Origin of the sequence: Nitrososphaera sp. (assembly GCF_037447015.1) — an archaeon.
In the GTDB taxonomy this organism is placed as follows: domain Archaea; phylum Thermoproteota; class Nitrososphaeria; order Nitrososphaerales; family Nitrososphaeraceae; genus Nitrososphaera.
The window spans coordinates 17,263-31,565 of sequence record NZ_JBBIHK010000021.1 but is presented as its reverse complement, the minus strand read 5'-3'; the positions used below and the strand labels follow the sequence as shown (position 1 = coordinate 31,565).

Here is a 14,303-nt window from a genome sequence, read left to right as displayed (position 1 = left end):
AATCACGTCGTTCATGTCATAAGCTGGTAGAGGAAAGCACCACGATTGTTAAATAGAAAATGTGTCCCTTTTCGATGATGTGTGAGAAAATGTCTTCCAAAAAGGCAACAGCAGTAGTAATCACCATCGCTGCGGTTGCCATACTTGGTTCGTTAAGCGTGCGAACCATCCAAGCAGCCAACCCGCCACCAGCTGCTGCACCTTCAGACCAGATTTTGGCGCAAAGGGAATGCCCCGAACAAGCACAAAAAGAATCAGACTGTAGCATTGTAGTTCAGGTCGGTCCAGATAGATACAGTCTGACAGGAAAAGCATATGAAGCGTATCAAGAGCTTGAAAACCGGGAATTTCCCTACCAAGCTTTGAAATTACAGAGCAACTACATCTCCGCAGGTGAACGGTTCGCCCTCAGTATTGAAGGCTCTTCTGACAAAGTCACAACTTTGGTAAATGAATATGACATAACTAAATTGGCGGACAAAGTGAACCCTGAGAATAATCACATGCAGTTATTTGGGACAATTTCAAAAGACAATCTTGGAAAATTCCTATCTCAAAACACCGTTGACAATTTGAGAACACAAGGCATAGTGATCTCGCCTCTTGGCGGATACGTAGCAAATAATGAGAGCTCTGGAAACCTCAATACATTCATCACAGAAAGCCAGCAGGAGACTTTGGCAAAAGAACTGACGCAATTCAAGCAAACGAGACTGAACGACATTGTGTCCCAAGCAACAGGAGTTGAAAAACTTGCTCAATAGACTTGGCAAAAGCGGAAATAAGGGGCTTCTGTCTGCGATGGTTTCATCCATTGTATTGACAACATTGATAGGGTTTGTCTATTACATATGGGTGAGCAGCAGAGCAATCAGAAGCCATGCACATGGGAGTAGCGCACTATGGTTCTTCCATAATCACAGATAGACTCATTGGTACTGGTTCTGAAAGTAGCTATAGTATTATCAATAGCGTCTACAGAGAGGTAACGAGAAACAAGGCGGACTTCATCCTGCGGTGGGAGGAAGGATATGATGATGTAGATATGAAAGTAACTTCACCTAGTGGTACGAGCTACTTCTCAACAGGAGCCGCTCCGCAAACAATAGAGCAGTTCAAGCTGGATAATCCAGCAACAGGGACTTGGAATATTTATGAAAAAATATTCCTAATGAGCTCATTTGATGAAAATCTAACTTTACGCGCTGCGTCTTACGCGACGACATATACAACAGGTCCGTAGCAGGTCAATGAGCATAAGACGTTGGGATTAACCTCACAACATCTCTTTTTCCATAAGGCGATTTATGCATGAAGTGTAACAGATATTTTTATGATATCGAGGAGCATTTTGCGCCACAGCATCTAAGTTGTACATACAAATTAAGCAATGGCCCAAAAGCCACTTAGTAGCTTTGTGTTGTCGTGATGATCATATTCATTTTGAATCAAACACGAGTAAGGATGGGCATAAGACAGTATTGTTGCATATGATATTACTCCCGGTCTGCCTGCCTCTTTTTATGCAACAAAATAATTAGTAGCGGTAGGACTTGACATGACCTTGTGCATCGCAGTTATCAGGTTGCCATAGGTGTCTGTCAGGATGATGTTGATGTTATGGTCTGTCAGTAACTTGACGGCCTCGGTTGACAGATATCCCTTGCCAGAAATTACAATTCTCTCATATGGTATTTGGGTTACAAATCATTCCTCTGATTCTTGCTCTCCGGTAAAAGGATCACGGCCGCCCTTCAAACATAGTCGGTTGTCCTTTAGGTTGATTAAAGAGCCGTAGCCTTTCAGCAATTTGACATTATAGTGTTCTTTTGGTCTGCAACAGTCATAATGGACATAATGATGCACTAAGCTTTAGCTTTCGTGTCTCTACAGACTTGCGTACTTCTTTGTCATGATAATAATGCCAACAATTCCTGCAGCCATTGACAATGCTGCAATCGAACCGAATTCAGGTATCTCACTCAAATCTATTACTTGAAACACAAAATCTGCGTTCTGAGGTTCTACTGTCTGGGAGCCTTGGCCTAAGAATACCGCTCTAACCCCTGCTCCGCCTGTTTCAGCAAAGTTGTATCTCATTGTTGCCTTACCATCTGCACTGTACAGCGAGTCAGTACCGTTTTGTTTGGCAGCATTAAAAACCTCTTCACCATTTTCGTTCAAAATCAAGACATTGTATTTTACATCCTTCATTGCTGCCATAACGTCAGGTCTAAAGAAAGTCACGTTAATTGTATAGTCTATCCCATTTGCGATGTATGGGAATGCTTGATTTGGTATGTCAAATTTGATAGGGCCGAGCATTTCAAAATTGATTCTAGCATCTTTTACCTCAGTAAACGCTACGAACCTATCATCCGCAGGCGGCGGACTGGGAGGAGGTAGTGCTGGAGCGAAATATATTGGCGGAATTACATCGATTTTGAGGTATCCTGTGAAATTTTTGTCACCGACCTGTTCGTCTATCGCCAAGTAATAGGTTCCAACAGGGGCTTGGTGTGTTGTGATTTTGACCAAAAAGTAGTACGGTTCTGTTGAATTTAGTGTAAATGATGGCGATGGGATGTCTGCCCTGATCCATTCGGGAAGAGAGGAAATGTCTTTACTTCCATCTTCAGATGCCATCCCTGCAATAGACAAGCTAACTGGCAATGAAGAAGAATTGCCATCTCGTGGATCATAGACTACGCCAGCATAGCCAAAGTTTGTACCGTTGATGTTTTGCGTGACTTCCCCTGGAAAGTCAATCTTTTCTGCCGCGTGCAGTATTGTCATGTTCAGCGTCTTTACTATTGGCAGAAAGTCTGTTGCATCGCCGGCTTGGATAATTGGCACTGTTGTGTCTGGCGGAAATCCAACAAAGGGCCTAACTGCTCCCGCCAGCTTTAATTTTCCAGAAGCAGAGGCTTCTTTGTCATGGCTGTTATTGGTTATACTAAGGTTGGCAGGCACAAATTTTACCCACACTCCCTCAGGAACACCTGAAGCAGACATGCTGATTGTTTCGCTGCTTCCGGAGGAAGAAAAGATAGCGACTGGAAATTCCTCTACTGCGACAAATTCGATGCACATCGTACCATCGCCCGGTGAAGAATCGTCTTCAACGCATAACTGCTTGCTTTGATACTCGGGATCACCGATATCCATTCTTATTCTGGAGTCCGACGGAGTGATAGTCAGGTGAAGCATTCCAAACGTTGCATTCGTTATCTGTATGTCTTCAGATGTGGCAGTATTTTTTGCCACTCCGTTGGTGCCGACGATCTTTAAAGCATATTCGCCGGGCTCTGCATTTGAATCAACGTACACCTTCAGTTGATAGTCAACGACAATAGTGTGGTCGTTGTCTTGATTATCAAATGTTGGATAAGTGCTCCAATCTATCCACGCGTACGCATTTCGCGGAACATCCTGCACCTCCAAATTGACAGCTTGAATTTCATACCCCGAAGCAGGCACGGCCATAATTGGCACTGTGACGGATTCACCTTGTTTCAAAGTTGTATTCTCTAGCGAGGGAAGGGTTTCCTTTGATACAAACTGCAAGAGCGGCCTCTCGCTTTCTGTAGTACCCCAAGCTGATCGGGTTGATGCAAGAGAAAGCAATGTAGCGGTCACAAAAGAAACGACAATAATTACAGCCAGCCAAGCTGCGGCTCCCATCACACAGCTCACTGTTCGTGATATTATTGAGCTTTTATCCAAACGACTCTACCTGTCATTACTTCCATTATGCGTACTAGCGCCCTTTCTATAGGCCTAAAAAGCGGCACAAACCCACGCTCAAAAGAGGGGAATTGTTTTTTTTATTGACAAGTGGTAAAATAATTGTTATTCTTTTATGCTGCCTGCTGTGGCTGAAAACGCGGTATATTGTCGAACGCAGGCTACTCTGCTCTACTATATGTCATAGTAGAGCATGAACTGCTGCCTCTTTGACCTGCCCCCTGCCGCCTCTGCCTTTTTGAGCTCCATGTACGTCTCTAGCAGCTCGCCGTAAAAGCAGGCTTGCAGGTAGCCAGAGTCGCTCTTGAGCGCCTGCAGCGCCTCTTCCAGGCTGCCGGGGAGCGACTTTATGCCGAGGCTGCTTCTGGCAGAGGCAGACATTTTGTAAATGTCCTCGTTGACAGGGTCGCCGGGCTCCACCTTTTTCCTGATGCCGTCAAGCCCCGCCGCGACTATGGCAGAAAACGCCAGGTACGGGTTGGCGGAGGGGTCCGGCGCCCGGAATTCAACGCGCTTTGACCTGGCGTTGTTCCTCTCGTTGACAGGCACGCGCACTATGGCCGACCTGTTGCCCCTCGACCAGGCAACGTAGACGGGCGCCTCAAATCCCGGCACCATCCTGTAGTACGAGTTGACGGTCGGGGCGACGATGGCGGCCAGGGAAGGCGCATGGCTCAAAACGCCTCCAATGAAATATCTGCCCGCCTGGCTCAGCTCTGCATACTCGTCGTTTGCGTCGTAAAAGATGTTGCCGGAGGAACCGGCCTTTTTCCACAGGCTGACGCTGACGTGCATCCCTGAGCCGTTGTCGCCGTTCCTCGGGTCGTTTTCGTCAAAGATCGGCTTGGGCATAAAGTTTGCCACCTTGCCGTGCTGTCTGGCCACGTTCCTGACAACGTCCTTGTATATCTGGACGTTGTCTGCCGCCTTTGTGAGCGTGTCGTGCATAAAGTTGATCTCTATCTGGCCGCTGCTTGCCACCTCGTGGTTCAGGTTCGTCGCCCTGATGCCGTAATGCTTTTTCAGGATCTCTGCCACGTCGAACCTGAATTCGACTAGCGAGTCCTGGAAGGGTGGCGCGTCGTACCCGCCCTTTCTGCGTATCGGGTACTTGCTCTTGCCGCTACTTTGCTCAGACGACACGATCTCGGGATCTTTGTTATCGCCGTCGTCAAAAAAGACGATCTCGTCAAAGATAAAGCACTCGACTTCGGGCCCGACCTGGCACGCAAGGCCCTCGTGCATCAGGTGCTCTTCCATCCGTTGCGACACGTGCCTCGGGTCTCTTGCCAGCCTGCCCTTGCCAAACCCCTGGTACACGTCAGCAATGACTGCCGCGACCCTGTGCCTGGGCGACATGGTCGGCACCAGCCGCAGGGTCGACCTGTCCGGCACGAGCAGCATGTCCGACTCGTCGATGCTTGCAAAGCCCCGGACGGACGAGCCGTCGACCCCTACTCCCGCCCTGAACTGGTCGTAAGGGTCCTCGCCGTCGGTAAAGACGTATTTTGCCAAAAACCTGCCCGGGACGTCCGTGTACCTCAGCTGGATGAATTGAACGTCCTGCAAATCCAGCTTGTCAGAGTCGCGCTTTTCAGGCTGCCGACTAGCGGGCGCCATATGCAGTATTACCGCATTTGTCCGATATAAAGTCTGGCATCATATCTCTTGATGTTTTGCAAGCAATACGAGAAAAAACCTTATGTACGTCAAGCACTCATATCACTGCCGCAGGCATGGACGAAACAGACGTAAAGATACTCAAAAAATTGTTGTCCGACGCCCGGTCGTCATACCGCAAGATAGCAGAGGAGATCGGCGTCTCGCCGCCCACGGTCCTTGCCCGGGTGGAAAAGCTGGAAGGAAAAGGCGTCATCAAGTCCTATTCGGCAGTGCTGGACCACGAAAAGCTGGGCTACGACCTGACTGCGATCATTGAAATCACGGCCAACAAGAAGGACAAGATAGTCGAGATCGAAAGGCAGATAGCGAAATTCCCAAACGTCTGCGCCGTGTACGACATCACCGGCCTGACGGACATGGTGATCGTCGCCAAGTTCAGGAACAGAAAGGAGCTCAGCAACTTTGTGAAAAAAGACCTGCCACTGCAGTACATCGACAGGACAAACACCCACGTCGTGCTGATAACTGTCAAGGAAGATTTTGGCTTTATAAATTGAAAAAAGAAAAAGGAAAAAAGGCGGGTGAGCGTGTATGTGCCCACGTCTTCGTTATTATTCTACCACTACCTTGCCCACCATCGTCGGGTGCAGCTGGCAGTAATAGTCGTAGGTTCCCTTCTTGTCGAACTTGAACGAGAACTCTTTCTTCGGCCCCATTATCTTGGAGTCAAAGTCCTTGGTCGGCTTGGACGCCGTTCCTGAGGAAACGGTGTGCGCCGCCGAGTCGACGTTCTTCCACGTGACAGTCTCGCCGGCCTTTACCTTTATCGGGTTTGGCGCGTATGACTTGTCTGCCTTGTTGGTTGCGCCGCTCACTATCTCGACCATCTTGCCCTTGGCGCCGGCCATCATCTTGCCGTCGTCCATCTTGCCGCCCTCCTTCTCCTTCATGGAGCTGCCGGAACCTGCCGCCGGCGCCTTCTTGTCTACCACTACCTTGCCCACCATCGTCGGGTGCAGCTGGCAGTAGTAGTCAAAAGTGCCTTCCTTTGCAAACGTGAATTTGAACTCTTTCTTCGGCCCCATTATCTTGGAGTCAAAGCCGCCCTTTGTGGGCCCTTTCTTTGCGTCGCCCTGTGTCACCGTGTGCGCCGCCGAGTCGACGTTCTTCCACTCGACCGTCGTCCCTGGCTGGACCCTGACGGGGTTTGGCGCGTATGACTTGTCTGCCTTGTTGGTTGCGCCCTTGACAATTTCCACCTCTACTTCCTTGCCGGATTGCGCAAAAGCGGATTTTCCGACAGCCGAGACGAGGATCAGTCCCGACACGAGGATAGCCGCCACTGCGACCATTGCTGCTGTCCTGCTATTCATTGAATTTTTCTAGAATCAAGAGGTATAATACTGTTAAGGATCAATGTTAACAGGGCTGGCCTCTATGCCTTGCCCTCGAACTTTTTCATGACCTGGTAGTGGGGCGACGTCTTGTGCCGCTCTATGCACTTGCTGCAGAACGACCTGTCGCCGTACTTTTTGTGGCAGGGGCAGTCGCAGACCTGCTGTTGTTGTTCTGACAACTCACTCGGTTCAAATTGTGTACAGGCTCTTAATTATATGTTAAACTCGCAACCTGCGTGCATCCAATGCACCAGAAGCGTTGCATAAATAGTTGCATAGACGCCAAGTGTCACAAAAACCCTGAAAATTCACAGATGCTAGACTTCTGGTTCAGCATCTATCAGGCAATACTAACAATTTTTCAGACTTTATTATCTGTTATTTGGTATATCTATCGATCTCCCTACCACGTCACGGCTTCTGTCTGTTCTAGATTCTGCAACATTAGAAGAGGTAGGCGGTTAGTGGCTCAGGCATTCGTACAAAGAAAGAGCCGCTTGCGTGTCAAGGGTATAAGGGTAAAGGACAGAGAGAAGATCAAGGAAGCCATTGCAATCAGCATCCAGAACGGCAACTTTGCTCATGGCGAAGGCAAGAGGTATGGGCTTTCAACAACCCCTGGGAGGCTTGGAGAATACAAGGAAATCATGCTCACGCCAGAACAGATTACCATCATAAACAAGCTGCTTGAAAATGAAAGAGGCTGGGAATCGTGGTCGTTTTTATGAATATCGACCTGCATACAGGGGCTAGGGTTTTTGCAATGGCGTCTATGAGCTGAGACAGGATTGCGATGTCTCCTGCCTTCCGCATCGAACAGTTTGAGCCCAAGATAAAGAAGGGCGACTGGTACCTGACAAAAGAGGGCAAGTGGTGGGTCAAGTACCCTACAGAAGAATGCCGAGCTATAGTTGAGACCGCTTACGACAGACTACTAAAAGAAAGGAAATTCCTGTTCTTTGAAGATGCCAAGAGCGACAAGGCAAATGCTCTGCAAGCTTCTTACTTTATGTCAAGGATGGCTGTCAGATTCAAAAAGATATTTTCAGAGCTTGATCGAGATAGTTGGCTCAATGAAAAGACTAGGATCTATGCTCTTGGCGATGGATTATACTTTAACGGACACCCGCTGCATCTATTCCGGCATACAATGGCTCAATACTATTTGTCAGCTACAAATTGGTCGCTTGCTTATGTGGCAAACTTGGGCGGATGGGAAAACACTGAGGTATTGAACAAGTGCTACGGTGGAATTCCAGAACATATCAAAGCACAGATAGCTAGGGCTGTTCACGTAAGATTTGATACATTAGAGCTCAATACGGCCACTGTGATCAAAACTGTATAGCGGGCAATCATTCCGATACCTATTAAACCTGAAAAATCTTGGAGTTTTAGCTCGGTGAAGTTTTAATTTAAGGTATCTTTATGTGGTATCTGGACAAATAGAGGGTGTAAAGTAATGGCAGCAGAAGAAAAGGTCGCAGTCTTGGAAGGCGAGGACGCCAAGGATTTTCTGGATTACATATCCAGAGACGCAACGGAGGAAGAAAAAGAATCCTTAAAAAGAGCGCACGAATTCTACAAGCGGCACCATCCGAGAACATGACCGGATTCGGATCCATCCAGTCACCCGGAGTTGTACTTCATTCCCTGTCGACGCTGAATAATGGAGATCAGGACTCCTCATGAGCTTGACAGTTAAAGGATTGATTGCAATAGGCTTTGCCATTGCAGTCATAATTTCTCTCTTTCTCTTTACTACCCCGTTCATACCTTGACATTAGTACGATATCCCGGTCAATTGGCAACCATTCAATATCTGCGAAACACAAGTTCATCATGCGTCCAATGCAACATGGGCATCGCACAACCCGTTGCACATGTAGAGGATATTGGCAAGCTTAGGATGATGGGAAAATCCTGAAGTTTTGAAGAAATGACATGCGACTATTTCTTTTTAGGAGGCAGCGAGGCCACAAAAGAGAGCGAGCGCTCCATCCACTTTTTCAACTCTTTCTTGTCGCCAAGCATCATCCCCTGCGGCACGACGACGTACTCTCTCATCTGCCTGCCCGGCATCGGCTCAAATATCTTGCCGCCAATTCTCTGGAACTCGGTCCGGTCTGCCTCTGACAGGCGCAAAATGATGCGGTTGTTGTGCAGGCCGATGCACATGTTGCCGTTCACAAACCGCACCGGGGAGCCAAACATCTGCCTCTTTTCTGCGCCCTGCTCGGGGCCGGGCGTGTTCTGCTCAAAGAACTCGAGCATCTCCTTTGTCGGCTTTTCAAACTTCATGGTGCTGACCTTCTTCCTGTTGTTATTGTTGCCTGCCCTTGCGCCTTTCAAGCCAGCGTCCTTTACGCCCTCCTGCGTATTTAAGCAAGGAGAATTACGACACGATCATTCTTTTATTGCCGTCTGCTTCTCCTTACCGGCGTAATGGATTCACGCCTGCGCCAGCTCGAGAAAAAGCAAAAGCTCTACTCCCTGCTCAAAGAGCAGCACGACGCCGAGGTGAAGGAGCTCATGCACTACATGTCAGCGCTAACGACGGTCGAGAACAACCTCGTGAGGAGCTACCTGCATACGCTCCTGAGCGACGGCCTGCGCCACATCGAGTATATCTCGCGCATAATGGCCGGCATCGAGGGCGCGACGGGCAGCGCGCTGCTCACAAAAAAGGGGATTCAGGAGTCGATAGGCGACGAGCGCAGCTCGCGCGATGCGCTGTTAAAGTGCGCCGAGATGGCAGATGACGACCCCGAGACTGCCGCCCTGCTAAAGAGCATCAGCGTCGACGAGGAGCACCACATCCGCATACTGGAGCATCTGTCAGAGCTGGTCGAGTCAGCCAGTAGCAGCAAATGATTCAAGCACTTCTTTGCTGTGGCCTGCGGGCTTGACCTTTTCAAACACCATGATTATCTTGCCCTGCCTGTCCACAAGGAACGTGGACCTCTTTACTCCCATGAACTCCCTCCCCATAAAGCTCTTCATGCCGTATGTTCCGTAGGCTTTGGCCACCTGCTTGTCGACGTCGGCCACGAGCGGGTAGGGTATGCCCATCTTTTCCCTGAACTTGTCGTGCGAGTCCTCGCTGTCCGGGCTTACTCCTATTACCTCGATGCCGGCGTCTGCGAATTTCTTGTAGTCCCTGCTGAACTCGGCCGCCTCAGTCGTGCAGCCGGGGGTAAAGTCCTTTGGATAAAAGTACACGACAGCGTTCTTTTTTCCTTTCAGGTCTGACAGCCTGAACGTGTTCCCCCTGGCGTCGCGCATGGTAAAGTCGGGCGCCGCGCTGCCCTGTGCGATGAGCTCTGACATGCATCTCTTTGCGGCTGACGGCGATAAAAAACCTTGGCATCAAGGTGCTGTAGCGTTGTCGTCGGGTGCCATTTCGCCCCATAGCGAAGCTACCTGACGCGAACGATACAGTACCTGGAAGCAATGACGGGTAGCCGATAGTCTGGTTCCATAAAACTATAGTATCAGAGTTGCATCAACTAAGGGCATATTGCCTGGTGGCAGACCAATTATCGTTCTCTCATTGATATTGGCACTACTTCAATCAAACATACTTTTAGCCAAAGCGTACGCGTCGAGCAACGGAACTGGAATCTCCACATTTGAGATTCCAGTCGGAAACGAAACATACTCTGTAGAGTATTCCATGAGCAATGGAGGCTCGATCACAAATGTTGAAACAAATATTCCAAGCAGTCTGTCACTGCTGCTAACCGTAGAATCTCCAGCTGACGGATACCTTGAGATGACTTTTGTGAGGCAGACTTATGATGCTCTTTCCTTTACAGAGCATTGGCCCATAGTGTTTGTGGACGGTGAAGAAGTCGTTCCTGAAATTGGTTGGATGTGTGACCAGATAACTATAAGCATCCCTTTGCAAGCAAGGTCAGAACACGTTGAACTGGCATATGGAGATATTCTAATGGAACACACTCATGGTTATCCACAGATCATTGATGTGATAAGAACTGTAGAAGTTGATGGACAACAGCTCAGCATCCGAATGATGACAGATTCGCTAAAGTGTGATGTTTCATTCCTACAACAAGAAAAGAAGTTCCACATAGACATAAGGGGAAGGAGCGAGGCGGACATAGAACAAGGATACTTTAGACTTACAATACCCCATGACCTGCTTGGAGGCAATTATGCGGTTCTCGTGGACGGGCGACCGGTTGAGTTTCAGGAGCAGAGATTTTTTATCAAAAGCAATACCGACATAGCGGCAGAATTTGCTGTACGCGACGACTTTTCGCCCTATAGGGCAAGCCACCTCACTTCTAGCTATCCAGTAGATGCAAAATCCATCGACGTGATAGGAACGTCGGCCTTTCCCGAACCCGGTATGTCTGACCTAAACGCCAGGAGAGACTTGCAGAAAGACCCAATCATCCTATCATACGACATATCCCATAGCTATAACGAAGATGAGGCTCACACTATCATCGATCTTTTGATTACTGACGAAAATGGCGGAGAGCTTGTAAAGAATGTCACCTTTGATCTGGAGATGATTAAGATCGGCGAAGAAACACCCTTACTTGTCGATGAGTTCTATGCTGAAAATGGCACTATCACATTTGATATAACGCATCAAGGACCGGTGCAAGTATCGGGTATAAGGAAAGATTTTCCTTATGCATGGACGCCTGAGCCCGGGACTGATGTGATTCCTATGCAGCTTCCTCTAGAACCGGACGCGTCCTATCAGTTGAAAATCGAGATACTTACCACAGACTATGCTCACGATTTTCATCCCTATCCTGACGAGTCAGTTTATCTGCATTTTGCCACAGATGGTTCTGAGGCTGGCGCCATTAGGGTCGTGCCAGAATTTCCATATCACATTGTACTGATCTCCTCTGTTGTGATTGGGAGTATTATAGCCATAAGCAGAAGGGGGCCGCTATTACGCTTCTACGAACAAGGAAGATAAAGGTAAAAAGCTAAAGCTAACCCGGTCATTACCTACATCATGACTGTCCAAGGACAAAGAACAGAAGGCAGCTAATCTATGAACATTATTCAGAACAAAGTACGGCCCCACAGGAACACGGTCCTACATAGGGTGCGAGCACTACAATCCTAAAAGAATCCTGCCCACAATCTACAGATGTTGTTGCATATAGTATTACTCCCGGTCGGACTGCATCTTGCAATGCAACAAAATCGAAAGATAATTAACGCTGCAAAACAAGGGCTCTTCAGATTATTTCTTCAGTCTGGGCCATAAACGAGGCTATAGCGGTCGTAGACAGGCTAACAAGGAGGCCAAAGGATCCCTTGTCGCGTATAGACAGCAAGAAATCATCGCCACATTCTCGGAGCGCATAAGAGGGAGCAATGCCCAGACTCCGTTTCGATTTGCGCCAATTAATCGCGTCCTTGTTGCAAAGTCCCGCCTGTTGATAGACGGGTATCCCATATCAGCAGATGACGCACTTCATGTCTATACGGCATTTATTTACGATTGTGATTTTCTGCTCATGCATGACAACAGGATTGTCACCCCGTTGAAGGCCGATCCCCTCACGCGCTTGGAGGTTATTGATCTTGGAAGCCGGGCTGACCGGGAGTACCTCCGGCGTCAACTCAACTTGTAGAAAGAAAGGCGCCCTTCCCTTTTATCTATGAAATCCCTCATCCAAAGACAAAAGTGTAAAACACAAAGTTGTCGGACCTGGGGATTATCTCTATTTCGTGCACTTCTGCCTTGTCCGTCCTTGCCAGGTTGTGCATGAAGGGCCACTCGATGTTGACGACGCTTGCGCCGTTTTCCATGCTGACGTCCCTGCCAAGCTGCTCTTTTGCCAGCGGGTTGCCGTCTAGCCTGACCTCTGCCTTGCCTGGCAGGCCGTCCGAGGTGCCCATGATGCCGTGGACCCTCTTGGCCGAGTTGTACTTCATCATTATCGCCGGCCTTGCCTCCTTTTTGCTGCCTGGCGCAAACTGGACTCCCTCCCTCCTCCAGATCCACTTGCCGCGCAAATACGGGATGTTGTCAAGGTGCGAGCCGGGGTCGACTGCCACATCCGGCTGGTCGGGCCTGAACGTCTGGTTGTTGCCAAACCTCCTCATCCGCGAATAGCCGACGCACGTCTCGGGGGCCATTCCGGCAAAGTGCATCCCGTAGGTGTCGAGGATCTCGTCTTCCGGGTTCTTTTTGTCCAGGTCGACATTGGGCTTGCTTCCTGCCTCTTCCAGCAGCTCTACAACTGCCGGCTCGAATTCGGTAATGTCGCCATAGCCGGCGTGCTCGTACCTGACAAAACCGTTGTGGTCTATTATGACGTGCTTGGGCCAGTACATGTTGCCGTATGCCTCCCACGTCCTGTTCTGCGTGTCAAATGCAACAGGCAGTGTGACGTTGTAGCGGGCAAGCGCCCTCTGTATGTTTGCGTGGTCTGTCGCAAAATGGTACTCTGCCGAGTGGGCCTGCACCACCTGCAGCAGGCCATGCTGGCCGCCGTACTTTTCCTGCAGCCTCCTCATCACAGGTATGGTGCGCAGGCAGAATATGCACGTGTACGTCCAGCAGTCCAGTATGACGACCTTGCCCTTGAGAGCCTTTATCGAAAGCGGCTGCGAGTTTGCCCACCCTGAAATGGCCCTGAACTCGGGCGCCGGCTCGGCAGGTATCAGCTGCACAATTAGGGGAAAAGGGCAGAGGGGATATAACTGTAATACTGGCAGACAATGGCGTGGTAGCCGCGACTAATAGTAGTAATAGTGCTATTACTGCCATAGTCACGGGCGCCGGCAGGGGAATAGGCAAAGAGACTGCTCTGCTCCTGGCAGCAAGGGGCGTAAACGTGGCCGTCTGCTCGCGCACACAGGGAGAAATCGACAGGGTTGCAGGCCAGATCTCCCGGCTTTATAGCAGAAGGGTCCTTGGGATGAAATGCGACGTGGGGGACGCAGGACAGGTAATGGCGTTTGTCGCCGCAACGGTGGAACGCTTTGGCCCGTACATAGACATACTTGTAAACAACGCCGGCGTCGCCGTGCTAAAGAGGCTTGAAGACACTACCGAAAAAGAGTGGGACGAGACCATCAACTCGAACCTGAAAAGCGCGTTCCTTTGCTGCAAAGCCGTCCTGCCCTGCATGAAAAGCAGCAGCAACAACAGCGGCGGAAGAGGAGGAGGGGGCACGATAATCAACGTCAGCTCTGTCGCCGGCACGGCCGGCTTTCAGAACCTCTCTGCGTACTGCGCAAGCAAGTTTGGCATGATGGGGCTCACGGCAAGCCTTGCGTGGGAGGTGCCTGCCGGCGTGCGCGTGATGGCGATGTGCCCCGGCGACGTGGACACGGACATGCAGGACGTTGACCCGCAGTACCGCCGGGCAAACCGGCACCGCATGCTCACCGCAAGACAGGTGGCCGAAAAAATAGTAGAAATGATTTTTGATAAAAGCCGCTACAGGAACGGCCAGTCCGTGGTGATGGAATAGGAGGAGAAGAAGAAAGAAGAGGAAGGAAGAAAAAGTACAAGACATTTAACGG

At 49.5% G+C, this 14,303-nt stretch carries 16 protein-coding genes; 9 read left to right on the top strand and 7 right to left on the bottom strand.

From position 1 onward, the window contains the following. Window positions 1–89: 89 nt before the first annotated feature. Both WKI84_RS08555 and WKI84_RS08550 read left to right on the top strand, forming a co-directional pair. On the top strand, window positions 90–764 hold the full coding sequence (locus WKI84_RS08555; protein WP_337863126.1) for a hypothetical protein: 675 nt from the start codon (window positions 90–92) through the stop codon (window positions 762–764). A gap of 116 nt (window positions 765–880) precedes the next feature. Further along, entirely contained in the window at window positions 881–1,243 is a 363-nt protein-coding gene (locus tag WKI84_RS08550; RefSeq protein ID WP_337863125.1) for a hypothetical protein, read from the top strand. Between the two features lie 644 nt (window positions 1,244–1,887). Here WKI84_RS08550 and WKI84_RS08545 read toward each other — a convergent pair. Both WKI84_RS08545 and glnA read right to left on the bottom strand, forming a co-directional pair. Further along, window positions 1,888–3,687 carry a hypothetical protein gene (locus WKI84_RS08545; protein ID WP_337863124.1) on the bottom strand — a complete coding sequence of 600 codons (1,800 nt, stop codon included), beginning with the start codon at window positions 3,685–3,687 and terminating at the stop codon, window positions 1,888–1,890. Window positions 3,688–3,921: 234 nt separating this feature from the next. Continuing rightward, window positions 3,922–5,367 carry a type I glutamate--ammonia ligase gene (glnA, locus tag WKI84_RS08540; RefSeq protein ID WP_337863123.1) on the bottom strand — a complete coding sequence of 482 codons (1,446 nt, stop codon included), beginning with the start codon at window positions 5,365–5,367 and terminating at the stop codon, window positions 3,922–3,924. 116 nt (window positions 5,368–5,483) lie between these two features. Between glnA and WKI84_RS08535 the strand changes: the two genes are divergently transcribed. Next, window positions 5,484–5,927: an Lrp/AsnC family transcriptional regulator gene (locus tag WKI84_RS08535; protein WP_337863122.1), complete on the top strand. Its 444-nt coding sequence runs from the start codon at window positions 5,484–5,486 to the stop codon at window positions 5,925–5,927. Between the two features lie 54 nt (window positions 5,928–5,981). On the opposite strand, the gene WKI84_RS08530 is transcribed toward WKI84_RS08535, so the two are convergent. Together WKI84_RS08530 and WKI84_RS08525 are read right to left on the bottom strand one after the other, a co-directional pair. Then, window positions 5,982–6,743 (bottom strand): plastocyanin/azurin family copper-binding protein, encoded by a 762-nt coding sequence (locus tag WKI84_RS08530; RefSeq protein WP_337863121.1) that lies wholly within the window; start codon window positions 6,741–6,743, stop codon window positions 5,982–5,984. Window positions 6,744–6,805: 62 nt separating this feature from the next. Then, a complete protein-coding gene (locus WKI84_RS08525) occupies window positions 6,806–6,946 on the bottom strand; it encodes a hypothetical protein (protein WP_337863120.1) in 141 nt (46 codons plus the stop codon). A gap of 285 nt (window positions 6,947–7,231) precedes the next feature. On the opposite strand from WKI84_RS08525, the gene WKI84_RS08520 reads away from it, so the two are divergent. From WKI84_RS08520 to WKI84_RS08510, 3 genes are all read left to right on the top strand, one after another. Continuing rightward, window positions 7,232–7,495 (top strand): hypothetical protein, encoded by a 264-nt coding sequence (locus WKI84_RS08520; RefSeq protein WP_337863119.1) that lies wholly within the window; start codon window positions 7,232–7,234, stop codon window positions 7,493–7,495. Between the two features lie 65 nt (window positions 7,496–7,560). Beyond that, a complete protein-coding gene (locus WKI84_RS08515) occupies window positions 7,561–8,115 on the top strand; it encodes a hypothetical protein (RefSeq protein ID WP_337863118.1) in 555 nt (184 codons plus the stop codon). 114 nt (window positions 8,116–8,229) lie between these two features. Then, window positions 8,230–8,376 carry a hypothetical protein gene (locus WKI84_RS08510; RefSeq protein ID WP_337863117.1) on the top strand — a complete coding sequence of 49 codons (147 nt, stop codon included), beginning with the start codon at window positions 8,230–8,232 and terminating at the stop codon, window positions 8,374–8,376. A gap of 341 nt (window positions 8,377–8,717) precedes the next feature. Here WKI84_RS08510 and WKI84_RS08505 read toward each other — a convergent pair whose 3' ends face one another. Then, the gene (locus WKI84_RS08505; protein WP_337863116.1) at window positions 8,718–9,119 is read right to left on the bottom strand and encodes a TfoX/Sxy family protein; all 402 of its coding nucleotides are present in this window, start codon (window positions 9,117–9,119) and stop codon (window positions 8,718–8,720) included. Window positions 9,120–9,212: 93 nt separating this feature from the next. On the opposite strand from WKI84_RS08505, the gene WKI84_RS08500 reads away from it, so the two are divergent. After that, window positions 9,213–9,641, top strand: a complete 429-nt coding sequence (locus WKI84_RS08500) for a hypothetical protein (protein ID WP_337863115.1) — start codon at window positions 9,213–9,215, stop codon at window positions 9,639–9,641. Here WKI84_RS08500 and bcp read toward each other — a convergent pair. After that, the gene (gene bcp / locus WKI84_RS08495; RefSeq protein ID WP_337863114.1) at window positions 9,621–10,097 is read right to left on the bottom strand and encodes a thioredoxin-dependent thiol peroxidase; all 477 of its coding nucleotides are present in this window, start codon (window positions 10,095–10,097) and stop codon (window positions 9,621–9,623) included. The genes WKI84_RS08500 and bcp overlap by 21 nt on opposite strands. Window positions 10,098–10,287: 190 nt before the next feature. On the opposite strand from bcp, the gene WKI84_RS08490 reads away from it, so the two are divergent. Then, entirely contained in the window at window positions 10,288–11,733 is a 1,446-nt protein-coding gene (locus tag WKI84_RS08490; protein WP_337863113.1) for a hypothetical protein, read from the top strand. 704 nt (window positions 11,734–12,437) lie between these two features. On the opposite strand, the gene WKI84_RS08485 is transcribed toward WKI84_RS08490, so the two are convergent. Continuing rightward, window positions 12,438–13,445: a redoxin domain-containing protein gene (locus WKI84_RS08485; RefSeq protein ID WP_337863112.1), complete on the bottom strand. Its 1,008-nt coding sequence runs from the start codon at window positions 13,443–13,445 to the stop codon at window positions 12,438–12,440. A 53-nt stretch (window positions 13,446–13,498) separates the two neighbouring features. Between WKI84_RS08485 and WKI84_RS08480 the strand changes: the two genes are divergently transcribed. After that, on the top strand, window positions 13,499–14,251 hold the full coding sequence (locus tag WKI84_RS08480) for an SDR family oxidoreductase (protein WP_337863111.1): 753 nt from the start codon (window positions 13,499–13,501) through the stop codon (window positions 14,249–14,251). Window positions 14,252–14,303: the final 52 nt, after the last annotated feature.